Source organism: Desulfonauticus submarinus (genome assembly GCF_900104045.1).
In the GTDB taxonomy this organism is placed as follows: Bacteria; Desulfobacterota; Desulfovibrionia; order Desulfovibrionales; family Desulfonatronovibrionaceae; genus Desulfonauticus; species Desulfonauticus submarinus.
The window spans coordinates 28235-51443 of record NZ_FNIN01000013.1 but is presented as its reverse complement, the minus strand read 5'-3'; the positions used below and the strand labels follow the sequence as shown (position 1 = coordinate 51443).

General features: G+C 31.9%; 23 protein-coding genes. 12 read left to right on the top strand and 11 right to left on the bottom strand.

The window, feature by feature from the left end; genetic code table 11:
• Positions 1-177 precede the first annotated feature (177 nt).
• The 3 genes from clpS to aat all read left to right on the top strand — a co-directional run bounded on the left by clpS (position 178) and on the right by aat (position 3574).
• Positions 178-489, top strand: a complete 312-nt coding sequence (gene clpS / locus BLP60_RS09170) for an ATP-dependent Clp protease adapter ClpS (RefSeq protein WP_092066245.1) — start codon at positions 178-180, stop codon at positions 487-489.
• Between the two features lies 1 nt (position 490).
• Positions 491-2752, top strand: coding sequence for an ATP-dependent Clp protease ATP-binding subunit ClpA (clpA, locus tag BLP60_RS09165; protein WP_092066243.1), 2262 nt, complete (start codon positions 491-493; stop codon positions 2750-2752).
• Positions 2753-2887: 135 nt separating this feature from the next.
• Complete coding sequence (aat, locus tag BLP60_RS09160) at positions 2888-3574, top strand: leucyl/phenylalanyl-tRNA--protein transferase (protein ID WP_092066241.1); 687 nt, start codon at positions 2888-2890, stop codon at positions 3572-3574.
• On the opposite strand, the gene BLP60_RS09155 is transcribed toward aat, so the two are convergent.
• Together BLP60_RS09155 and BLP60_RS09150 are read right to left on the bottom strand one after the other, a co-directional pair.
• Positions 3533-4582, bottom strand: coding sequence for a glycosyltransferase family 9 protein (locus tag BLP60_RS09155; protein ID WP_092066239.1), 1050 nt, complete (start codon positions 4580-4582; stop codon positions 3533-3535). The two genes, aat and BLP60_RS09155, sit on opposite strands and share 42 nt — an antisense overlap.
• Entirely contained in the window at positions 4572-5048 is a 477-nt protein-coding gene (locus BLP60_RS09150; protein ID WP_143338930.1) for a hypothetical protein, read from the bottom strand. Before BLP60_RS09150 ends, BLP60_RS09155 begins: the two co-directional genes overlap by 11 nt.
• 153 nt (positions 5049-5201) lie before the next feature.
• On the opposite strand from BLP60_RS09150, the gene wtpA reads away from it, so the two are divergent.
• From wtpA to cbiB, 4 genes are all read left to right on the top strand, one after another.
• Positions 5202-6170, top strand: a complete 969-nt coding sequence (gene wtpA / locus BLP60_RS09145; RefSeq protein WP_353640743.1) for a tungstate ABC transporter substrate-binding protein WtpA — start codon at positions 5202-5204, stop codon at positions 6168-6170.
• Between the two features lie 144 nt (positions 6171-6314).
• Complete coding sequence (locus BLP60_RS09140) at positions 6315-7013, top strand: ABC transporter permease (RefSeq protein WP_234970986.1); 699 nt, start codon at positions 6315-6317, stop codon at positions 7011-7013.
• 23 nt (positions 7014-7036) lie between these two features.
• The gene (locus tag BLP60_RS09135; RefSeq protein ID WP_092066231.1) at positions 7037-8092 is read left to right on the top strand and encodes an ABC transporter ATP-binding protein; all 1056 of its coding nucleotides are present in this window, start codon (positions 7037-7039) and stop codon (positions 8090-8092) included.
• A 57-nt stretch (positions 8093-8149) separates the two neighbouring features.
• Entirely contained in the window at positions 8150-9094 is a 945-nt protein-coding gene (gene cbiB, locus BLP60_RS09130; RefSeq protein ID WP_092066229.1) for an adenosylcobinamide-phosphate synthase CbiB, read from the top strand.
• A 33-nt stretch (positions 9095-9127) separates the two neighbouring features.
• Here cbiB and BLP60_RS09125 read toward each other — a convergent pair whose 3' ends face one another.
• From BLP60_RS09125 to BLP60_RS09115, 3 genes are all read right to left on the bottom strand, one after another.
• Positions 9128-9988 (bottom strand): deoxyribonuclease IV, encoded by an 861-nt coding sequence (locus BLP60_RS09125; protein ID WP_092066227.1) that lies wholly within the window; start codon positions 9986-9988, stop codon positions 9128-9130.
• A gap of 75 nt (positions 9989-10063) precedes the next feature.
• Entirely contained in the window at positions 10064-10801 is a 738-nt protein-coding gene (locus BLP60_RS09120) for a sulfite exporter TauE/SafE family protein (RefSeq protein ID WP_092066225.1), read from the bottom strand.
• Positions 10802-11251, bottom strand: a complete 450-nt coding sequence (locus BLP60_RS09115; RefSeq protein ID WP_092066223.1) for a phosphatidylglycerophosphatase A family protein — start codon at positions 11249-11251, stop codon at positions 10802-10804.
• Between the two features lie 249 nt (positions 11252-11500).
• Here BLP60_RS09115 and BLP60_RS09110 point away from each other — a divergent pair, with 249 nt between their 5' ends.
• The 4 genes from BLP60_RS09110 to BLP60_RS09095 all read left to right on the top strand — a co-directional run bounded on the left by BLP60_RS09110 (position 11501) and on the right by BLP60_RS09095 (position 13990).
• Complete coding sequence (locus tag BLP60_RS09110) at positions 11501-12718, top strand: ammonium transporter (RefSeq protein WP_092066221.1); 1218 nt, start codon at positions 11501-11503, stop codon at positions 12716-12718.
• Between the two features lie 23 nt (positions 12719-12741).
• Complete coding sequence (locus BLP60_RS09105; protein ID WP_092066219.1) at positions 12742-13080, top strand: P-II family nitrogen regulator; 339 nt, start codon at positions 12742-12744, stop codon at positions 13078-13080.
• A gap of 283 nt (positions 13081-13363) precedes the next feature.
• Positions 13364-13663, top strand: a complete 300-nt coding sequence (locus BLP60_RS09100) for a type II toxin-antitoxin system RelE/ParE family toxin (RefSeq protein ID WP_092066217.1) — start codon at positions 13364-13366, stop codon at positions 13661-13663.
• Positions 13664-13666: 3 nt separating this feature from the next.
• Positions 13667-13990 (top strand): HigA family addiction module antitoxin, encoded by a 324-nt coding sequence (locus tag BLP60_RS09095; protein ID WP_092066215.1) that lies wholly within the window; start codon positions 13667-13669, stop codon positions 13988-13990.
• Positions 13991-14104: 114 nt separating this feature from the next.
• Here BLP60_RS09095 and BLP60_RS09090 read toward each other — a convergent pair whose 3' ends face one another.
• The 6 genes from BLP60_RS09090 to BLP60_RS09065 form a co-directional block, all read right to left on the bottom strand.
• Positions 14105-14704 carry a Maf family protein gene (locus BLP60_RS09090; RefSeq protein WP_092066213.1) on the bottom strand — a complete coding sequence of 200 codons (600 nt, stop codon included), beginning with the start codon at positions 14702-14704 and terminating at the stop codon, positions 14105-14107.
• 68 nt (positions 14705-14772) lie between these two features.
• The gene (gene lpdA / locus BLP60_RS09085) at positions 14773-16098 is read right to left on the bottom strand and encodes a dihydrolipoyl dehydrogenase (protein ID WP_092066211.1); all 1326 of its coding nucleotides are present in this window, start codon (positions 16096-16098) and stop codon (positions 14773-14775) included.
• Entirely contained in the window at positions 16086-17537 is a 1452-nt protein-coding gene (gcvPB, locus tag BLP60_RS09080; RefSeq protein WP_092066209.1) for an aminomethyl-transferring glycine dehydrogenase subunit GcvPB, read from the bottom strand. Before gcvPB ends, lpdA begins: the two co-directional genes overlap by 13 nt.
• A gap of 34 nt (positions 17538-17571) precedes the next feature.
• The gene (gene gcvPA, locus BLP60_RS09075; RefSeq protein WP_092066207.1) at positions 17572-18915 is read right to left on the bottom strand and encodes an aminomethyl-transferring glycine dehydrogenase subunit GcvPA; all 1344 of its coding nucleotides are present in this window, start codon (positions 18913-18915) and stop codon (positions 17572-17574) included.
• Positions 18916-18993: 78 nt separating this feature from the next.
• Entirely contained in the window at positions 18994-19374 is a 381-nt protein-coding gene (gcvH, locus tag BLP60_RS09070) for a glycine cleavage system protein GcvH (protein WP_092066205.1), read from the bottom strand.
• A gap of 112 nt (positions 19375-19486) precedes the next feature.
• The gene (locus BLP60_RS09065; protein WP_092066203.1) at positions 19487-21685 is read right to left on the bottom strand and encodes a bifunctional diguanylate cyclase/phosphodiesterase; all 2199 of its coding nucleotides are present in this window, start codon (positions 21683-21685) and stop codon (positions 19487-19489) included.
• A 297-nt stretch (positions 21686-21982) separates the two neighbouring features.
• Here BLP60_RS09065 and BLP60_RS09060 point away from each other — a divergent pair, with 297 nt between their 5' ends.
• Complete coding sequence (locus BLP60_RS09060) at positions 21983-23185, top strand: type II secretion system F family protein (RefSeq protein WP_092066201.1); 1203 nt, start codon at positions 21983-21985, stop codon at positions 23183-23185.
• The last annotated feature ends 24 nt before the right edge of the window (positions 23186-23209 follow it).

The following is a 23209-nucleotide window of genomic DNA, read 5'->3' as shown; positions in this document are numbered from 1 at the left end:
AAATCGCTTTCACCAATGGGAAGTTTTTGCATGGTTTTGTCCTTTGGTATTGATTCTAGGTAAAAGTTAGGTGTTTATTTAGTAAAGGTCAATATGTGAAGTTATGTTTTGAAAGAGAGTTTTAATTACAGGCTTCTTCACATTGACTTTTTAAAACAAAAGGTTAACATTTTTTACATGAGTGAGAAATTTTCTTCTGATTTTGAATTAGCAGATTTGGTTGAAGATAATATAGAAGAACCTAAGTATTATAAGGTATTACTTCATAATGATGATTATACCACTATGGACTTTGTAGTTGAAGTTTTACAAAAGATTTTTCATAAAGATAAGGCAGAGGCTTATGCTATTATGATGAAAGTTCACACAGAAGGGATAGGTGTTTGTGGCATATATCCGCTGGAAATAGCAGAAACAAAGGTGTTTTTAGTTAAGCAAATGGCAAGGTCCAGGGGATTTCCCTTAAAATGTACTTTAGAAGAGGTGTAAAGTGTTAAGTAGAGAGCTTGAAAGAATTATTGCAATTGCAGTACAAGAGGTCAAAAGAAGACAACATGAATTTTTGACCTTGGAACATATTTTATTTGCTTATACAATTGATAAAAAAGGACGTCAAATTTTAGAAGATATGGGAGCTGATATAAAGGAATTGAGACGATTGTTGGAAGAATATTTTGTGGAAAATTTAGATGTTTTGCCAAGTAGCTGGGAGCGGGAGATTATTCAGACAATAGGAGTGCAGCGTGTTATTCAAAGGGCTATTATGCATGCTCAATCTGCTGGTAAGAATATGGTCCAAGCAGGAGACTTGTTAGTTGCCTTTTTTGAGGAACCTGAAGCCCATGCTACTTATTTTTTAAGAACTCAAGGAATAACTCGGTTAGATTTACTAGACTATATTTCTCATGAAATGGAAAAAGATAGCCCTGGAAATAGTTGTCCTGAATGCTCGCGGGGGGGTAAACAGGAACAAAAAAAACAAGGTTTTGTAGAAAAGTTCACTATTGATTTAGTAGAAAAGGCAAGACAAGGGAAAATAGATCCTTTAATTGGTCGGGAGAAAGAACTAAGACGTACTATTCAAGTTTTACTCAGGAGAAGAAAAAATAATCCTATTTTTGTTGGAGAGCCTGGAGTTGGGAAAACAGCAATGGCCGAAGGCTTAGCTTTAAAGATAGCTAATGGAGATATACCAGCACAATTTAGAAATACTAAGCTTTATGCTTTAGATATGGGAGCATTAGTAGCTGGAACAAAATTTAGAGGTGACTTTGAAGCAAGATTAAAAGGAGTAATAAAAGAATTAAAGGCAATGGATAATGCTATTTTATTTATTGATGAGATCCATACAGTAGTAGGAGCAGGTGCAACTAGTGGTGGTTCTTTAGATGCTTCTAATATCTTAAAGCCTGTATTAGCTTCGGGAGAGATTAGATGTATTGGGTCTACTACGTATGAGGAGTATAAAAATTATTTTGAAAAGGATAGAGCCCTTTCTCGTCGTTTTCAAAAAATAGAATTAAGTGAGCCTAGTATCGAAGATACAGTGAAGATATTGAAAGGTTTAAAGCCGTATTATGAGAAGTATCATCGAGTAAAATATCAAACCAAGGCCCTTCTAACAGCAGTAGAACTTTCTGCTAGATATATACGGGATAGATATTTGCCTGATAAAGCTATTGATGTGATTGATGAAGCAGGGGCTGTATTTGTTTTAGAAGGAGCTCCTAAAGGGAAAAAGACAGTTACTCCAAAGGATATAGAAAAGGTAGTAGCAAGTATTGCTAAAATTCCTTCTAAACAAGTAACAGTTAGTGATAGAGAAAAACTGCTTAGTTTGGAACAAGAACTAAAAACAGTAATTTTTGGGCAAGATGAGGCTATATATACTTTAGCCAAAGCTATTAGAAGAGCTAGGGCAGGGCTTAGAGATCCTCAAAAGCCTGTAGGTTCTTTTTTATTAATTGGCCCTACAGGAGTTGGAAAAACTGAATTAGCCCGTCAGTTAGCACTGACGTTAGGGATAAAATTTTTGCGTTTTGATATGAGTGAGTACATGGAAAAGCATGCGGTTTCTCGTCTTATTGGCGCTCCACCTGGATATGTAGGGTTTGATCAAGGCGGTCTTTTGACAGAAGCAGTACGAAAAAATCCTCACTGTGTGCTGTTGCTAGATGAGATTGAGAAGGCGCATCCAGATATATTTAATATCTTACTTCAAATTATGGATCATGCAACGCTTACAGATAATACAGGAAGAGAAGCTGATTTTAGACATGTTATCTTACTTATGACCTCTAACGCAGGAGCAAGAGAGATGAGTGCTAGATCTATTGGTTTTGCTCCTGAAAAGGTAATGGATAAAGCTAAAAAAGGATTAAAGGAAATAGAAACTTTGTTTAGTCCTGAGTTTAGAAACAGATTAGATGCTATAGTTGCTTTTAATGGTCTTTCTCAAGATATTATGGAGAAAATTGTAGAGAAATATATAAAAGAACTAAATCAACAGTTAAAATCTCAGCAAGTAGAATTGACTTTAAGTTCAGGTGCAAGATCTTGGTTAGCGAAAAAAGGTTATGATCCTAATTTTGGTGCAAGACCTTTAGCTAGGGTTATTGAACAAGAATTAAAAGATGTTTTAGCAGAAAAATTACTTACCAAAGAAATAGAAAAAGGAACAAAAGTTTTTGTAACATTAAATAGTAAAAGGAAAAAATTGCGCTTTAAAATAGAAGAGAAAGTAGCTTATTGAGATAGTGATAAACTAAATTTAGATCAAAAAAAGTAAATATATTAAATTAGCTTGTAAAAGATGTAGTAAAGAGAGTGGTGTAAAAGGATTGGGTAAAAAAAGATTACAAGAAGGAAAATGGAATAACTATGAAATATGTTTTATCTAAATTCAAAACCTATTTTTCCACCTATTGAATTTGCAGATAAAGATGGTCTTCTAGCTATAGGTGGAGATTTATCTCCAGAGAGACTCATTTCAGCTTATTCTATGGGTATTTTCCCGTGGTATGAAAAGGATACTCCAATTCTTTGGTGGGCTCCTTTTCCCCGTCCTGTTATTTTTCCATCTGAGTTTCATATTTCTAAAAGTCTTAAAAAAATTTTAAAAAAAAATATTTTTTCTATTTCCTTTGATGCAAATTTTTTTGAAGTTATTTTTAGTTGTGCAGAGCTTAGAAAAGAGCAAGGAACATGGTTAGTTCCAGAAATGATAGAAGCTTACTCTAATCTTCATAAATTAGGATATGCCCACTCTGTGGAAGTATGGAAAGATGGAAAATTGGTTGGAGGATTATACGGTGTATCTATAGGAAGGGCTTTTTTTGGGGAATCTATGTTTCATTTAGTAGATAATGCTTCTAAAGTTGGTTTGTGGGGACTTTTAAAATTTTTACAAAAAAATGACTTTATTTTTTTAGATTGTCAGCAATCTTCTCCTCATGTATTGCGTTTTGGAGCTAAAGAAATAGGGCGGGATGAATATAAGAAATTATTAAAACACGCTTTGTCTTATCCTACGCTATTTTGTTGGCAAAATAAGAGCGTCGAGCTTGGGCTGTAGGGCATTCCAAACTGTTTGAGGAGATAAATTCACCAAACAATTTATATGTTCGCAGTGATTTTTATTACAGGGTTGGCATTTAAGCCCTAACTTTATGTCATAATGATAGCCTTTAGGGTATGTCCATGCAGAACTAGTAGCTCCAAGAATAGTAAAACTCGGCGTATTTACAGCTACGGCGATATGTCTAGGAGCAGAGCAATTGCCTATATGCATTTTAGCCAAAGAGATTATTGCTGCCATTTCTCTTAAAGAAAGTACTTTGTCTGGTAGAATAAAAAGATTTTTATCACTTTTATAAATTGGTTCTACAAAATTCCTTTCTTTTGGACCATAGAGTAAAAGAATTTTAGTTTGAGGATGATGTTTTTTTATTAGTTGGCCTAGTTGGATATAGTGCGAACTAGGCCAACATCTAGTTTTGCGTCTATGAGTTGGATCAAAAGTTAAAAAGAGATTATCTGGTTTCACTTTTAATTTTTTTAAATAATTTTGGGCAGACAATATTTCGTTTTCTCTTAGATAAACCTGGGGAGGAATTATCTGAGGATCAATATCTAAGGCGCGAAGAATACTTAGCTTACAATAAGCAGCATATCCTGGTAAGGAATTTACCCACTGGGAATAAAGAATTTTATTGTACCAAGGCGGAGTATAAGTTAATTTTATTTTTGCCTTAGAAAAGAATATAACCCATCTAATTCTAGGAAGTTGTTGAAAATCGACAATTAGGTCAAAGTTTTGCTTGGCAATTTGACGGTAAAATTTAAGCTCAGTTAAAAAATTTTTTAATTGTTTTCTATCTAAAGAAATGATTTTATATAGGTAGGGATTGTTTTCCAGAAGAGGTGCACATTTTTTTTCTGTATAAAAATATATTTTGGCTTGAGGGAATTTTTGAGCAAGTAATTTTATTGCAGGTGTTGCGAGTAAAACATCACCTATTTGCCTTAGCTGACAAATAAGGATCTTTTGGGGAGAAAAATTTTGGAGAGAACTATTTTTCATCCATTAAAGGTGGAGCACTATTTAAATCGTAAAATCCTCTAACCTTAAAAGGTAAGCTGTAATTAGGAGCTCTATCAAGGTAAATACGGCCAAAATTTTCATCCTCTGGCATTTTCCATAAAGGCACAAGACCAGAAGGAATGGGGAACTCTAGAGGAGCGCTTATAATTTCTTTTATTCGAGATTCATAACGAGATTTGAGATAATCTATTAGCATATCTCTTTCTTCAGGCAAAAAAGATTCTAAAACAATATCTTTGGCATCTTGTAATTTAGGTTTAGGTAAGTCTGTATCTTCTAAAATATTTTCCCATAAAAAGTCTTTTTCTTCTTCTTTTGGCCAAAAAGAACGATAAAGATGCACCTCTACTCCTTTTCGTCCTTTAAAAGAAAAAAGTGTCATTTTTACCATAAATGCCCTTAGAGTGGGTAAGGCGATATCTGGTTCTATAATATGAATATCCATATCTATTTTATTTAGCTTTAAAGTATAACCAATGTCAATATGAGTATTAGCTTTGTTTTTTATTTTTTTGCTTTATTGAAACCTAGTTGACTTGTTTGCCTAAAACGGCATATATCTAAAAAGACATAAAATTTGGGAGGTGTTGGAATGACAATGGATAAACTTTTAGGAGTAATTTTAGGGTTTGCTTTGATATTTGTGTCTAGTGTGAGCAAAGCAGAGCCTAGAGGGAAGTTGATTATTTTTCATGCTGGGAGTTTGAGTGTACCTTTTGCCAAAATGGAACAAGAATTTGAAAAGATGTATCCTAATGTAGATGTTTTAAGAGAAGCTGGGGGAAGCACAAAAATGGCTCGTCTTATTGCAGATGTAGGAAAACCTGCGGATATTATGGCTTCTGCAGATTATAAAGTAATTGATAATATTTTAGTTCCAGATTTTGCCACTTGGAATATTAGATTTGCATCTAATCAATTGGTATTATGCTATACAAAACATAGTAAATATGCAGACGAAATTAATTCTAAGAATTGGTATGAAATTTTATGTAGAAAAGGAGTTGTTTGGGGGCATTCAGATCCAAATTTAGATCCATGCGGCTATAGAGCCCTTATGGTTATGCAATTGGCAGAAAAATTTTACAATAAACCAGGTTTGTATCAACGTTTGTTAGGTAATAGACCAATAGAAAATGTTCGTCCAAAATCTGTAGAGCTTATTTCTCTGTTAAATACAGGAAATATGGATTATGCTTGGGAATATTTATCTGTTGCGGTTCAACATAATTTAAAATATATAAAATTAGATGACCATATAAATCTTGGTAATTATAAATATGATTCATTTTATAAACAGGCTGAAGTTAAAGTTACAGGTAAAAAACCTGGCACATGGAAGGTTAAAAGAGGAAAATCTTGTACTTATGGAATTACTATTTTGAAAAATGCTGCTAACAAAGAAGCTGCAGAGGCTTTTTTAGCTTATATGCTCGATCCAAAAGGTGGGCTTAAAATTTTAAAAGAAATGGGACAACCTCCTTTTATCCCATGTAGAGTAGCGTCTGAGGAAATGAAAAATAATTTGCCTAAAAAGTTGCAGAAGTTGGTTGAAGTTAAAAATTAGTTAATAACTTTCTATTTAAAGAGTGAAGTTGTTTTTTATTTAATATTTAAAAAAATGAACCAATATAAAAATAAATTTTTTTATAATTTTTTGTTTTTATTATCTTTCCCTTTGATTTTATTAATTGTTTTACCTTTAGGTAAAATGTTGACAGGGCCAGGTTTAAAAGACCTGGCCTTAACTATTCAAGATAAGGAAGTTTTAAATGCTCTTTTGAGAAGTATTTTGACTTCTTTAAGTGCGACTTTGATAGCCTTTGTTTTGGGAACTCCTTTAGCCTATTTATTAGCTAGAAAAGAGTTTAAGGGAAAAAAGATTGTTCAAGGTATTATAGACCTTCCTATTATGATTCCTCATCCTGTTATAGGTATTGCTATTTTAGGATTGGCTTCTCGAAATACAGTGCTAGGTCAAATTTTTCAGTCTTTAGGTATTCAAATAATGGGAACTTATACTGGCATTATTACTGTACTTACTTTTGTTGGCTTACCTTTTTATATAAACACCGCTAGAGATGGATTTGAATCTGTATCTCCTAGATTAGAGTATGTGGCAAGAAGTTTAGGAGCAGGGCCATGGTCTGCTTTTTTTAGAATTACTTTTCCTTTGGCTTGGAGAAATATTATTTCAGGCATGATAATGTGTTTGGCTAGGGCTATTAGTGAGTTTGGAGCCGTGATTATAGTAGCCTATCATCCTATGACCGCCCCTGTTTTGATTTATGAAAGGTTTACTGCTTATGGGCTTAAATACTCTCAGCCTGTGGCAGTTTGGCTGATTTTTATTTCTTTAGTTTTGTTTGTGAGTATGCGTTTTTTAAGTCCAAAAACAAGGGAATCATAAATAGATTCATTGGTGTCTTTGATATGTTAAAAGTCGTTGAATTTTCTTTGACTCTTTCTAACTTTTTACTTCAAAATATTAATTTAGAAGTTCAAGAGGGAGAGTTTTTTGCGCTTATTGGTCCTACTGGTTCAGGTAAAACTCTTCTTTTAGAATCTTTAATGGGGGTTTTTCCTAGTAATTGTCAATTCAAAGGAAATATCTTTTTAAATAAAAAAAATATCACCTATTTGCCACCAGAAAAAAGAGGTCTTGGAATTGTCTATCAACATGCGGCCTTATTTCCTCACTTAACAGTAAAAGAAAATATTTTGTTTGGCTTTAGATATAAAAAACAAAAGAAAAATCTTAAAGAACTTGATTTTTTGATTCAAAAGTTGGGCATAGCTCATCTTTTGAATCGTTTTCCTAATACGTTAAGTGGTGGAGAACGACAAAGAGTTGCTTTAGCTAGAGCATTGGTTCTACGCCCTAAGGCTATTTTATTAGATGAACCTCTATCTGCCTTGGATCCTAACTTTCAAGAAGAAATTAGAGAGCTTCTCAAAAATTTGCATAAAGATTTGAATATTACTTTTATTATGGTTTCTCATAATTTTTCTGAAGTTCTTTATTTAGCTGAAAGAGGAGCTATTATTCGGAATGGTCAAATAGAACAAATAGGAACTATTTCTCAAATTTTTAATCATCCGAACTCTAGTTTTGTAGCAGATTTTGTAGGAGTAAAAAATATTTTTTCTGCTCAGATAAAAAAAGATGTTGCTATTATAAATAATACTTTAAAAATAAAGATACCTATTCAAAAACAAAAGTTTTTGAATTATATTGCAATTCGTCCAGAAGCTATTTTTTTGTTAAATAATAGAAATAATAATCATTTAGAAAATTGTTTTACTGGAATAGTTAAGAAAATTTTTAGAAAAGGTTTTTATTTTGAATTTATTATAGAGGTTGATTCAGTAGAATTTAAATCTTTTTTGACTAAAAAGGATTTAATAGAAATGATAGTTAAAGAAGGAGACAAAATAAAAATTGGTTTTAGAGCAAAAGATGTGCATTGTTTTTATGAGAAATTATGAAATTGTATTGACATTTAATCTTTAAAATATAGTTTTTTAAACTAAAGTTAAAATAATATGTTAGAATATATGACTTATGTTATAATTGCTTGTATTTTAGACTTGTTTTTAAAAGATCCTGTCTGTTGGCCTCATCCTGTGGTTGGAATTGGCAAGATAATTGGGTGGTTAGAAGGTTTTTTTTTAAAATTTAATAAATATCCATATTTTTTGGGTTTTAGTTCAGTGATTAGTTTAAGTGTCTTGATTTACTATGGGGTAAAGTTTTTAATTTCTATTCCAAGAGTAGGATGGATATTTTTTATTTATTTGGGATTTGCTGGTTTAGCTTTTGGCTCTCTTTTAAGAGAGGGTAAAAAGGTTTTTAATGCTATTTTAAGAGAAGACTTGGAAGATGCTAGAGAAAAACTTGGGTATTTAGTTAGTAGAGATACCTCTAAAATGGATTTTTTAGAAGTAAAAAAAGCTCTGATTGAAACTATGTCAGAAAATTTTAATGATGGTTTTTTAGCTCCTTGGTTTTATTTTTTAATCGGAGGTCCAAGCTGGTTATGGGTATATAAAGTTGTATCTACTTTTGATTCTATGTGGGGATATAAAGTAAAACATTATCATAAACTTGGATTCTTTGCTGCAAAACTAGATGATTGTTTAGCATATTTTCCTGCCCGTTTTAGTGCTTTTGTTTTTTGGTTAGTAGGTATTATAAATGAAAACTATTTTTCTCTTAAGGTTGTTCAAAAAGAAGCCAGTCAACTTCAAAGCCCTAATGCAGGTTGGCCTATGAGTGCCATGGCTTATCTTTTAGGAATAGAATTAGGAGGTAAAAATATTTATTTTGACAAAATTGTAAACAAGCCCCTTTTGGGAGTAAAAGGTGTTTATCCTCAAAATATTCATTTAGAGAGAATGTTTGCTTTTTTAAATTTTGCTTGGGGCATTACTATTGTATTTAGTCTGTTGATTTTAAGCAGTGTAATACTAATTTTTCATTATTGCTAATTCTTTAGTTTAATTCAATTTTTTATAAATTTGTTATTTAGACCTTACTTGTTTTGCTAGTTGTTTTAGGGTTTGTAAGTTTTTTTTATCTGAAGATAAAGTTTTGTCTTTAGGGGTTTCAATGATCATGGGAAGATTTTGAAAGTCTTTATCCTGAACAATAAAAGAAAAGGCCTTGAGCCCTATTGTCCCTTGACCAATATGAAAATGTTTATCTTTTTTACTTCCAAGATCGCAGAGTGAGTCATTGAGGTGCCATAGTTTAACATTTGATAAATCTAAATAGTTTTTAATTTTTTGTTTTAACTTTTGATATGTAAGAGATGTTCTAAAATCATATCCAAAGCCAAAGAGGTGAGCTGTATCTAAACAAAAGCCTATTTTTATGTCTAAAAGTTTTTCTTTTAAAAGTGCAAATTCCTCTAAATTGCCTCCTAATAAATTCCCAGCTCCACATGTGTTTTCTACAAGTAAAATACCTTTGAATTCTGGCACTTTTTCAAATGCCTCAATAATGGCATTTGCCAATAGAGAAATCCCTAATTTTATCCCTTTTCCTCTATGACTACCTGGATGGGTTACAATATAAGAGACATTTAATAGAGTTGCTATCTTAAATTCTGCTATTAAATTTTGGATAGATTTTTGATAAAGGTCTTTATCTGGGCTAGCTAAGTTTAACAGATAGGATGTATGAATAATAAGAGGATAATTACCCCATTTAGTATATTCATTTAAAAAAAGTTCTATTTCTTTAGAAGTAAATTTAGGAATTTTCCATTGTCTTTGATTTTTAGAAAAAAATTGTAAAGCCTCTCCTTTAACCTGCTTTATTCTTTTTATACTGTATTCCAGCCCTCCGCTAATAGACATATGGGCACCAAAAAGAGGCATATTTTCTCCTTTTGTTTAAATAAAAATATTTATTTTTATTGAGATCAACCCAAAAGAATTTAATTATTTAAATTTTTACTTGAATAAGATATACTTGATTCCTTTATAATTGAAAACAATGCTTATTATTAATAAAAGTACAAATACAAGCTGTTTATATTTTTTAGTTGATAAGCGTTTATAAAAGTAAATGCCAGATATTACTCCTAGGATAAGAGGAATTATGCCAATACTAAAAAGTTTTATTACGTCTTTTGTAATTAGTCCAAAATAGGCATGTATTGAACTTATTCCCAATCCAGCAAAAAAAAAGTATCCGGTTAGAGCAAATTTTAATTTAGATTTATCTAGAGGTAAAAGAGATGTATAAACTATAATAGGTGGTCCATTTGTTCCTAGACTTCCACCTAATATCCCAGCTAAAAATCCTGCTATACAACTACACCAAGAAGGTAAATTAACTTGAGGAAGTTTAATAAATAGTCCATAGAGGGCATAAGTAAATAAAATTATGCCAAGAGATAGCTCTAAATAAAAAGATGAGATATTTTTTAAAAGATATACCCCAATAGGTAAGCCTATTAATGTAGGTATAAATAGAGGTAAGATTGTTTTTAAGGAAAATACTTTGCGTAAATCCCACATTAGCATTGAATTTATTATAAGAGCAAATAAACTTATTAAAGGGATTAAGGTTTTTAAAGGATAAAAAAAGGAAAGAAGAGGAAGAGAAATAAGCACAGAACCAAAGCCTGTGAGTCCTTGCACAAATCCTGCACCAAATATTATAGATAAAAAATATATAGTAGTCATTTAAAGTAAATTATACATACCAAATAAAATAATGCTTCCTATAAGTCCTGCTACATAATCATCAGCCATAATACCTATGCCAGCAGGGAGCTTCTCTGCCCAAGAAATTGGCCATGGTTTTAAAATATCTAAGGCTCTAAAAATGAAAAATCCTTCTGCTAGAGTTAATATGTTTAGTTTAGTTATAAAAAGAAAAGTTAATAATTGTCCTCCAATTTCATCAATTACCACTAAAGAAGGGTCTTGCTTTTTTAATTTTTTTTCTACTTCTGAGGCTGCCTTTGCTCCTAATACAAAAATAATGGTCGATATTATAAGCTTAATGCCCATTGTTAAGTTTGGGAATAAAAAGAGAAAAAAAATACTTAATAAAGAACCTACAGTGCCTGGAGCAATGGGCGAAAAACCTAATGGCCCTGCTGAAGAAAAATAATAGTAAATTCTAAACATAATTCAATCTCTGTATTTTTTTTCTGGCAAAGGGGCAAGCTATTAAATTTTACAATTTTGTAAAAAAATATTTAAAATTTACAAAATTGTAAGTTTTTAGATTCAAATAACAACATTTTTCAGAGAAAATTTTAATTATAACTGATTGTAATTAAATAATTTTTTCAAATAAATAAGAATAGGCATATTTGTTGTAGGAAGAATTGATTAAAGATAATCAATTGAAATTAAAAAAATTAAGGAGGAACTATGAACAGTGCAGACACTGCCTTTATTTTAATTTCTGCTGGGTTAGTGTTATTAATGACCCCTGGATTGGCTTTGTTTTATGGTGGAATGGTTAGAAAAAAGAATGTTTTGGGTACGATTTTACAGAGTTTTATCCTTATTGCCTTAATTAGTTTTGAATGGGTTTATTTAGGATATAGTATGTCTTTTGGCCCAGATATTAAAGGGATTGTAGGTTCTTTGGCCTGGTTTGGATTAAAAGGAGTAGGATTGTCTCCAAGTCCAGATTATGCAAGTACAATCCCTCAGATAGTATTTATGATTTATCAATGTATGTTTGCTATTATCACTCCTGCTCTTATTACTGGTGCTTTTGCTGAAAGAGTTCGTTTTGCTCCATTTCTTATTTTTAGTTTACTTTGGGCTATTTTGGTTTACAATCCTGTTTGTCATTGGGTTTGGGGAGCAGGTGGATGGTTAAAGGCTAAAGGAGTTCTTGACTTTGCAGGAGGGCTTGTAGTTCATCTTACTTGTGGGGCTGCTGCTTTAGCTGCGGTGATGGTGCTTGGTCCTAGAAAAGGATTTGGTAAAGAGAATTTTATTCCTCATAACCTTCCTATGACCCTTTTAGGTACAGGTTTGCTTTGGTTTGGATGGTTTGGATTTAATGCTGGAAGTGCTTTGGCTGCCAATGGAGTAGCTGCTAGTGCTTTTGTAGCTACTCATTTGGGAGGAATGGCAGGTATGGCTATGTGGATATTGATTGAGTGGTTACATACAGGAAAACCCACCACATTGGGGGCTGCTTCAGGAGCAATTGCAGGTTTAGCCACTATTACTCCAGGTGCAGGTTTTGTTAGCCCGAATAGTGCTATTTTAATTGGGATTTTAGCTGGAGCGATTTGCTATTTAGGAGTTTTAGCTAAGTCTAAATTTGGATATGATGATAGCTTAGATGTTGTGGGTATTCACGGTTTAGGTGGTCTTATTGGGACTTTGTGTGTTGGAATTTTTGCTACTACAAAAATAAATCCCAGTGGAGCAAATGGGTTATTGTATGGTAATGCTTCATTACTAGGAACCCAATGTTTGGCTGTTTTAGCAGTAGGTCTTTATGCTTTTGGAATAAGTTGGATATTATTTAAAGTTATAGATGCTATCATGCCAATGAGATTAGGAGAAGAGCAAGAAGTTATGGGCCTTGACATTAGTGAGCATAGTGAACGAGCATATGAGTAGATTATAACAATTAAGGAGGGAAAATGAAAAAAATAGAAATTATTACTAGACCCTATAAGTTAGATGAAATTAAAGAAGCTTTGACTCAAGTAGGAGTTAAGGGAATGACAGTAAGTGAGGTGAAAGGATTTGGTAGGCAGAAGGGACATAAAGAGGTTTATAGAGGAGCAGAATATCAAGTTGATTTTATGCCCAAGGTGAAAATAGAAATAGTAGTGGATGAATCTTTAGTGAAAGAAGTAGTAAAAACTACTCAAGAAATAGCTAGAACAGGAAAAGTGGGAGATGGGAAGATATTTATTTTACCAGTAGATGAAGTCATTCGTATTAGGACTGGAGAACAAGGAAAAGAAGCTATTTAATGTGTAAAAGAGAGAAACAGTAGTGTAATCTGATAGATCATTGTTTAGAGTAAGTAATTTTATAGCTGCTAGTTCGTGGGAAAGGGAAAGAAAAATATTTTTCTTTCCCTTTCCCACAACCGTTTTTAGAACATCTCGTACTAAGGAGATATTTTAATATCAGCCATGGTACGCAACTTAGCTGAAAAAATATAAGATTTTCGTATTTGTTTGTTTATTGCCTGCCAAAGGATGACCAGAAGCTAGACTTGAAATAGCATGGATTCCGTGATATTGAGTTTATATGATATTGTCGTTTAAAAATATTGGCACAGAAGATATTTTTAATGGAAAAGACACTAAAAAGGCTAGAAAAATTTGTCCTGAACAGCTTTGGAAAATAGCAAGAAGAAAATTAGATCAACTTGATTCGGTAGCAACAATAGAAGATTTGTTGATTCCTCCTGGTAACAAGCTAGAAGCCTTAAGAGGAAATAGAAGAGGACAGTACAGCATTAGAATAAACGAACAATATCGTATTTGTTTTGTATGGGAGGACAAAGGGCCATCAGAAGTAGAAATAATAGATTATCACAAGGGGTAAAAAATGGTAAGAATACCAACGCATAGGGAACCTACTCATCCAGGAGAGATGCTTTTGGAAGAGTTTTTGAAGCCTATGGGTATAACTCAAAAAGAGCTTTCTAAAGGCATAAAAGTGCCATATCAAAGGATAAATGAAATTATAAATGGAAAAAGAGGTATTACACCTAGTACTGCTCTAAGATTGGCTAAATTTTTGGGTACATCTGAAGATTTTTGGCTTAACTTACAGCTTAGATGGGATCTTTACCGAGCAATAAAGAAAGAAAGAAGTGTATTAAAAGAGATTAAGCCATTGAAGTTAACACATGAAATAGCAGAGATTTAAAAAAAGGTTTAATAAATAGTCTATTATATCTAATGAAAATATATCAGAATATATCAGTGAAAAAATTTCGCAAATTGGTGTATTTATCTTTTAAATGATAGAATTTTTTAAGTATTATTGGTTGAGAACAATAATTTGTTTTTCTATTAACAATTTTGTTGTTTCAGTAAGAGGAAGTCCAATTACATTGGTATAAGAGCCTTGTATTTCTTCTACTAAAAAACCTCCTATACCTTGAACAGCATAAGCTCCTGCCTTGTCCAAAGGTTCTTGTGTTGCAATATAATTTTTTAAGACAGATGAAGAAAAGTTAGCTATTTTAACTTTGCTTTGAACAAAAAAAGTATGAGCTGTATTTTTTTCTATTAAGGCTACTGCTGTGATTACTGTATGAATTTTTCCTCGTAAGAGGGTAAGGTATTCTAAGGCTTGTGATTGATTTTTGGGTTTACCTAAAATTTTATCTCCTATTACTACAATGGTATCTGCCCCTAGCACTGCTGCTTGTGGAAATGTATGGGCAACCTCTTCAGCTTTTTTTTTCGCCAAAAGGAGAGCGTAATCACTTGGAGAGATGTTAAAAGGTTTAGGTTCCTTAAACTTACTAGGGTGGACATAAAAACAAATTCCCAAAAGAGATAAAAGCTCTTGGCGTCTTGGAGATTTAGAAGCTAAAACAATATCCTTTTTGTTTCTAAAAGGTCCTCTTTTCATTGCAACAATACTTTTGTTTTATCTAGATTATATTTCATGAATTTATGATTTTGTCTAATTACCTTTTATCATTGTAAAAGTGCTTCTTTTAGACTTTCATCTAGTGTTGGATGAGCAAAAATATGCTCTCTTACTTGGGCTTTAGTCCATTTTTGGTTTACTATAATTGTGGCCAAAGTAATTAAATGAGATACTCTAAATCCTACTGCGCTTATGCCTACCACTTGTTTTTTTTGCCAAATAACTTTAATAAAACCATTTCCTAAACCATGTGCCTGGGCAATAGGATTAGAAATAAGAGGAACTTTAGTTATATTATATTCTTGTCCCTTAAGGTCTAGTTCTTTTTTACCCACACTTATCACTTCTGGAAAGCCATAAATGCAACTGGGAATTGTTTTGGGAAAGTAAGGAGAGTTTTCCTTGTTTGCAATGAGCCTTATTACATATTCTCCTTGGTCTGCAGCTGCATGGGCAAGCATAGCCTTACCATTTACATCTCCAATAGCAAAAATATTCTTACTTGCTTTTAAGTAATTATCCACAGGAATAAAGCCTTTATTAGTAGCAATGTCTATTTTTTCTAGTCCAATGTTTTTTGTGTTAGGAAGTCTTCCAATGGCTACAAGGCATTTATCAGCTTCAATAATTTCATTTTCTAAATGTATAAATACTCTTTTATCTTTAATAGTAATTTTTTTTACTTTACTTTTAAAATATAACTCCCATTTTTCTTTTTTTAAATGTTTAAAAATTTCTTTACTTATATCTGGATCTTCTAAAGGAGCTGGTCTATCTAAGGCTTCTATAAGCATTATCTTTGAACCAAGACGACTAAAATATTGTCCAAGTTCTAATCCAATTGGTCCACTGCCAATAATAGCCAGAGTTGGAGGAATGTCTTCTAACTCTAAGATCTGGGAAGAAGATAAGATTAGATTACCGTCAAACTCTAGTCCAGGAATAACTCTTTCTGATGTTCCAGTAGCAATAATGGCATTTTTAAAAGAGAGAGATATATTTTGTTTTTGTAGTTTTAAAGTTGTTTTGTTCTCAAAGATACCTTTATCTTGAAAAATATCTATATTAAATTTTTTTAAAGTTTGGGCAATAGCTTTTTGAGTAGCAGAGATAAGATTTTTTTTTCGCTTTAAAAGAGCAGATACGGATAAATCAAAATGTCCTTTTCCCAAACGAATACGAGTTAAGGATTTTATTTCTTCTATAGGCTCTGTTGCACCTAAAAATAACTTAGTAGGAATACAGCCAACATTTAAACATGTTCCGCCTAATTTTTTTTCTTCAATAAGAGCGGTTTTTAAATCTTGTTTTCCTGCCTCTAAGGCTGCTTGATAGCCTCCTGGACCTGCTCCTATAATTACTACATCGTACATGGTTCTACTAACTCCATTTGTCTTGCGGCTTTAACTTCATCTAAACGGTTAACAGGAGTATAACTAGGCGCTTGAAGTAATAATTCTGGCCGTTGATCTGCGGTTTCTAAAATTTCTATTAAGTCATCTACAAATTTATCTAGTGTTTCTTTGCTCTCTGTTTCTGTTGGCTCTATCATAAGACATTCTTTTACTATTAGGGGGAAATAAATAGTTGGTGCATGATGTCCTTTATCCAAAAGAGCCTTAGCAATATCTAAAGCTCGGACACCTTTTTTGGCTTGTTTTACTGCTGAAGCAACAAATTCATGCATACAGGTGCGATTGTAGGGGATTTCTAGATAGTTTTCTAATTTTTTGCGTAAATAATTTGCTGCTAAAACTGCATGTTCAGATACTCTAGTAAGTCCTTCTCTACCTAAACGTAAAATATAGGCATATGCTTTTAAGATTACTCCAAAATTACCATAAAAAGGAGCCACATAGCCTATAGAAAGAGGATAGTCATATTTTAAATAAAATTGTCCATCTTCTAGTTTCACAACCCTGGAAATAGGCAAAAAAGGTTCTAGTTTTTTATTAACTCCTACAGGACCTGAGCCAGGTCCTCCTCCTCCATGAGGGGTAGCAAAGGTTTTGTGTAGGTTGAGATGAACAACATCAAAACCAACTTCTCCTACTTTCATTTTGCCCATAATAGCGTTTAGGTTAGCGCCATCATAGTAAAGTAGTCCATCTACAGAGTGAATTAATTCGACAATTTCAGCTAAATGTGTCTCGAAAAGCCCTAAAGTATTTGGGCAGGTCATCATAATGCCTGCCACTTCTTCATCTAAGACCTCTTTAAGTGCTTTAGGATCAATGATGCCATTTTTAGATTTTATACTCACTACCTTATATCCTGCAATTGCTGCTGAGGCTGGGTTTGTACCATGGGCAGAATCTGGAACAATTATTTTTGTTTTCTTATTTCCTTTGTGTTTGTGATAGGCGGCAATTAACATTACACCAGTAAGTTCTCCGTGGGCTCCTGCAAGAGGTTGTAAGGTAAATGCATCCATTCCTGTAATTTCACATAAAAGTTGCTCTGTTTCATAAAGTACTTCTAATGCTCCTTGGGTATAAAGTCCTGCGGTTTTGAGTTGAGGAATTAAAGGGTGTAAATCTGTAAATCCAGGTAAATTGGCAATTTCTTCCATAAATTTAGGATTATATTTCATTGTACAAGAACCCAGAGGATAAAAGTTGCTATCTACTCCAAAATTTTTTCTAGAAAGCAAGGTATAGTGCCTTATAACATCCAATTCACTTACTTCAGGTAAAAGAGGTTTTTGTTTTCTTAAAAGAGTAGAAGAGATATGGTCTGTAACACTTGTTTTGGGTTTATCTGGCCAAACTCCTTTTCTACCTGAAATGGATTTGTCAAATATAGTTTGCATTTTTAGCTCCTAGAAAATAAATTTATTTTAAGCATTAACTATGTTTTTTTAAATAAGCTTTAATCATTTCAGTCAATATACCTATAGATTCTTCACTAGTTTTTTCTGTACAAGCTAAAAGAAGACAGTTTTCCATGTTTTTATAATATCTTCCTATTGGGAAACCTGGTACATAATTTTTTTCTGCAAGATAGTTAATAAGTTCAAAAGCAGGTATAGGAAGTGTTAAAGTAAATTCATTAGCAAAATGATTGTTATTTAAAAGAGTAATTCCATCAATCTCGGTAAGTCTTTTTGCAGCATAATGAGCTCTTTCTATAGATAATTCAGCTACCCGCTTCAGTCCTTCTGGTCCTAGTAATGAGATATATAAAAGAGCCTGAAACGCACATAATGCTTGATTCGAACAGATATTAGAGGTGGCTTTTTCTCGTCTAATATGTTGTTCTCTGGCTTGAAGCGTTAAAACAAAACCTGTTTTCCCTTCTCTGTCTACAGTTTTTCCCACTATTCGACCAGGCATTTGACGAATATGTTTTTTTTGGGTGGTCATTATACCTAAATAAGGACCTCCAAAGTTCAAAGGTAAACCTAAAGATTGTCCTTCTGCTACAGCAATATCTGCTCCCATTTCTCCGGGCGTTTTGAGGATGCTTTGCATAAGAGCATATACAGAGATAATGCCTAATGCCCCTTGTTTGTGAGCTATTTGAAATAATTCTGTAAAATCATTTATTTCTCCAAAGAAATTTGGATTTTGGACAATGACGCAAGCAGTATTCTGGTCAATGTTTTTGGAGAGGTTTTCAAAGTCAGGACTGCCTTTTTTGTGCGGGATAGTAATCATTTCTAGATGGAGGTTTATAGTATAGCACTTTAGCATTTGTCGATAAATGGGATTTACTGTCTCACAAATAATTATTTTTTTTCGTTTAGTAATTCTTATTGCCATCATAATGGCTTCATAAATAGCAGTCCCGCCGTCATAAAGAGAAGCATTGGCAAAATCCATATCCATTAATCTTGCTACTGCTGTTTGATATTCAAAAATAGCTTGCAGGACTCCTTGGGATGCCTCAGGCTGATAAGGAGTATAAGCTGTGTAAAATTCAGATCGGCTTAAAATGTGCTTTACTGCTGCAGGGATATAGTGATCATAGAAACCTGCTCCTAAAAAGGTAGTTAAGTTGTGTTTATTTTTTGATGCTAACTCTTTAATACAACGGCATACTTCCTGCTCTGATTTGCCTTTTGGGAGATTAAAGGTTTTACACCTTAAATTTTGTGGAATGACTTCAAATAGATCATCGATGCTTTTTACTCCAATAGTGGCAAGCATCTCTTCAACTTGTTTAGGGGTATGTGGAATATATGGCATATTCTTGGCCTCTGTTTTAGAGTGTTATTTTTATCTGTTTTTTTTTATTATTTTTGCCTATAATTAAAGCTATTTGGATTAATGCTCTTCTTCTTCCAACAATTTTGCATATTCATCAGCAGTAAGAAGTCCTTCTGGTTGAGAGGAAAGTTTTATTTTGCAAATCCATCCTTCTCCATAAGGATCTTCGTTTATTTTTTCAGGAGCTTCTTCTAAAAGAGTATTTACTTCTACTACTTCGCCACTTACAGGTGAGTAAATTTCACTTGCAGCTTTTACTGATTCTATACTTCCTATTTCATCTCCTTGATTTAAGGTGGAACCAATTTCTGGAAGCTCAATAAAAGTAATATCTCCTAATTGTTCCTGTGCAAAGTGAGTAATACCTATAGTTGCTGTGTCTTCTTCTATTTTAGCCCATTCATGGCTTTTAGCATAGAGTAAATTTTCTGGTATCATGATTTTTCCTCCTTAAGTATTAGTAATCTCAAACATGAAAAGTTTTTATTATTATTTTTTTTAAAAAAGAGCAATTGAGAATCACTCCTGAAAAAATAACAGGTATATATAATCATTTATTGACAAAATGAGAAAAAAATTTGGTATTTTCTAGAAGTATAGGCTTGGATAGTAAGTATCCTTGGATAAAATCACAGCCAAAAGATTTAAGTAATTCTAATTGTTTTTTATTTTCTACACCTTCCGCAATAGTTTTAAGGCCTATTTTTTTTCCTAAGTAAATAATTGCTTCGACCAGAGAGGCGTTTTTAGAATTTTGGGTCATATTTTTAATAAAAGATACATCTAATTTAACTATATCTATAGGCAAGTGAATGAGATAGGATAAAGAAGAATAACCTGTTCCAAAGTCGTCAATTGCAATGAGTGTCGCAGTATGTTTTTTAAATTTTGTTAAGACTTGTATAGTTTTTTCTATATCTTCCAGTAAAACCCTTTCTGTAATTTCTATCGTAAAGTTATTTCCATATTTTTTACAGAATTTAAGTAATTTTTTTAAAAATAAGTTGTTTTTAAAACTATTAGCAGAAATATTATAAGAGATTCGACAATTCATATTGGTTTTTTTTAATTTTTCAAATAAATTTTGAAAATATTTTAAAGACCATTCTTCAAAATATTTTAAATATTTTTTTTCCTCTAAAACTTCTATAAAATCATTTGGATAGATAATAGAGTTATTTTTTTTAATTCTAAGTAGTGCTTCATAACCTGCAACTTTTAGGTCTGTTGTAGTAAAATAAGGTTGAAAATGAAAACAGAATGTTTCCTCAATAATAGCTTGTTTTATAATTTTTTCTGCTTTAATCCTTTTTTTAGCTAAAATATCCATATTAAGATCAAAAATTTTATATATTCCTTCTCCTTGTTTTCTAGCTTGAGATAAAGACAAAGATGCATTTTCATACAATTTGGCAAAGTTTGTCGCATCATCTGGAAAGATAGACGCACCAGCATTAAATGTTAGGTTAATTTTTTCTAAGTGTATGGTGATTGGTTCTTCTAAAATTTTAATTAAATTGTTTATGAAAGAGATGATGCTTTTTTTGTCTGGTATACTATAAATAAAAGTTGCAAAGCTGTCTCCACCAACTCTGCAAATAATGTCTTTCTCTTGAAGATGATGACGTAACCTATTAGCTATTACTTTTAAAATTAGATCTCCTTTTTTAGTCCCATAAATATTATTGATTGTGGTAAAATCATATATATCAAATATAATTATGGCAGAGATTGTTTTATCATCTTTTTTAATTAAGTCATCTAGAGCTTGAATTGCTTTTATTTTAAATCCAAAGAAGTTGTATACTTTGGTAAGTTGGTCAATATATTTATTTTTTTCTACTTCATCTTTTAAATTTTGTTCATTAGTAACATCTTTACCAAATGCTACGAAATATTCTATTTTCCCTTCTATTTCTACAGGAACTATTTTCTTCTTACTATAAAAAATAGTCCCATCCTTTTTTTTATCGATAAAAAGAGCTTCAAAGATATGTCCAGAAGTAATCGTCTCCCATAACTGTTTATAAAAATTTTGATCATGGTAACCAGATTTTAGAACTCTGGGATTTTGGCCCAGTAATTCCTCTTTTCTATAACCAGTTACTTCTGTAACCGTTTTGTTAACATATATAATTTCTCCTTTTAAATTTGTTATTATAACCCAATCTAAGCTATTTTCTAGTGCCTGGGCTATAATAGTATAGTTTTTTTTGTCTTGTAGATAGGATATGGCAAATATAATATCTTTTTTTATTTCCTCTAAAATTTCTTTAGATGCATTTAAAGTAAAAAAATTTTCTTTTAATGATGTTAGTTCAAGTAAATAAACCTCATTATCTCTAGATATAATCGGTATTATTGAATTAGAAAATATTTTTCTTGATATAAAAAATTTTTTTATATCTTGCGAAAGATTAGATATTCTTATATCATTATGAATAATTATTTTTCCTTCCAATAATTTTGAGAGAATATGTCTATTTTCTTTTTGAATATAGAATTCAGGTATCTTTTGAAAGTAATCTTTATCTTTTCCAATAGAGCATAATTTGTTAATTTGTTTTTTTGATAGTTTTCCAATCCATACGCTGTATAATGAAAATTGTTTAAAAAGTATTTTACATATACTTTTTAGTATAGAATATTCATCATATGAGGATAGAATTAGATTATTTATCTCTTTTTTTATTTCAAAAAAATCTTCAAATTTGTTTTTTAAAAAGTAATTACTGTCTAATACGCTCATGATATCGAGTGGTTTTTAAAATGTCTTTGTATTCTTAGGTATATTTTTAAAAAAATTCAAGGCTGTTTTTAAAAAAACAGCTATATTTACTTTAGATTAATTTTTAATTAAAAGATAATATATGTAAACTTTATTTAATTTTAATTGATTTTATTAAGGAATGATAATTTATTGTCCAATTATGGAAAATTGTAAGAATGGCTTGAACATGTTAGAATTAAAGTTTAAGGAAAGTGAGAGCTTGTATATTGTAATATCTAGTTCGTCAATTTGTAATTTAATCTAAGGAGAAGTGGTATGCCTATTTTTATTTACAAAGCTAAAAATAGAGCAGGCAAAAAAGTAAAAGGTGATGTAGATGCACCTACCATAGAGCTTGCTAAAAGTATGTTAAAAAATAGAGGGTTCTCAGACATTAAAATTAAACCCAAGCCCAAGGATATCTTTGAGGGGACTTTCTTAGAAGGATCAGTAACTCCTAGAGATATGGTTATATTTAGTAGGCAGTTTGCTACTCTTATAAATGCTGGCGTACCTATTTTGCAAGCCTTGCAAGTTATGTGTGACCAGACACAGAATGGGAAGCTTAGAAGAAAACTTTATCAAGTAAAAAATGATGTAGAAGCTGGCTCTTCTTTGTATGCTGCTTTATCAAAGCATAAAGATATTTTTGATGATTTGTATCTAAACATGGTCCAGGCTGGAGAAGCAGGTGGTGTACTCGATGTAGTTTTGCTTAGGTTAGCAGAATATATGGAAAAAGCAGCCAAATTAAAGGCAAAAGTTAAAAGCGCGATGATGTATCCTGCAGTTGTTGTAAGTGTAGCTGTAATAGTTGTTATTATTATCTTATTGTATGTTATTCCCACATTCGAAAAGATGTTTGCTGATTTTGGTGGAGCCCTTCCTCTTCCTACCCAGATTGTTATTAATTTAAGTAGGTTTGTTAAATCAAATTTTCTTTATATGGTAGGTGGTGTTATTATTGCTGGTATTATTTATAAGTTAATCTATAAGACTGAAAAGGGGCGTTTATTTTTTGACCAATTGTTTTTAAATTTACCTGTAATGGGTGACATCTTAAGAAAAGTTGCTGTAGCAAAATTTAGTAGAACGCTTAGTACAATGATGGCCAGTGGTGTTCCCATTTTGGAAGCTCTTGAGATAGTAGCAAAAACTAGTGGCAATAAAGTAATAGAGCAAGGAGTATTAAAGGCTAGGTCTAGTATTTCCGAGGGTAATACTATTGCTGAGCCTTTAGATGAAACAGGAGTTTTCCCTTCAATGGTTATTCATATGATTTCAGTGGGTGAATCTACAGGGTCTTTAGATACTATGTTGGAAAAGATTGCAGATTTTTATGATGACGAAGTTGATGTAGCAGTTGATACCTTAACTTCTTTGCTTGAACCTATTATGATAGTGTTTTTAGGAGTTGTAGTAGGTGGTTTGGTTGTAAGTATGTATCTGCCTATATTTAAGATTGGTGAGACAATATAGTCTTAAGAATAGACTTGCACTGTG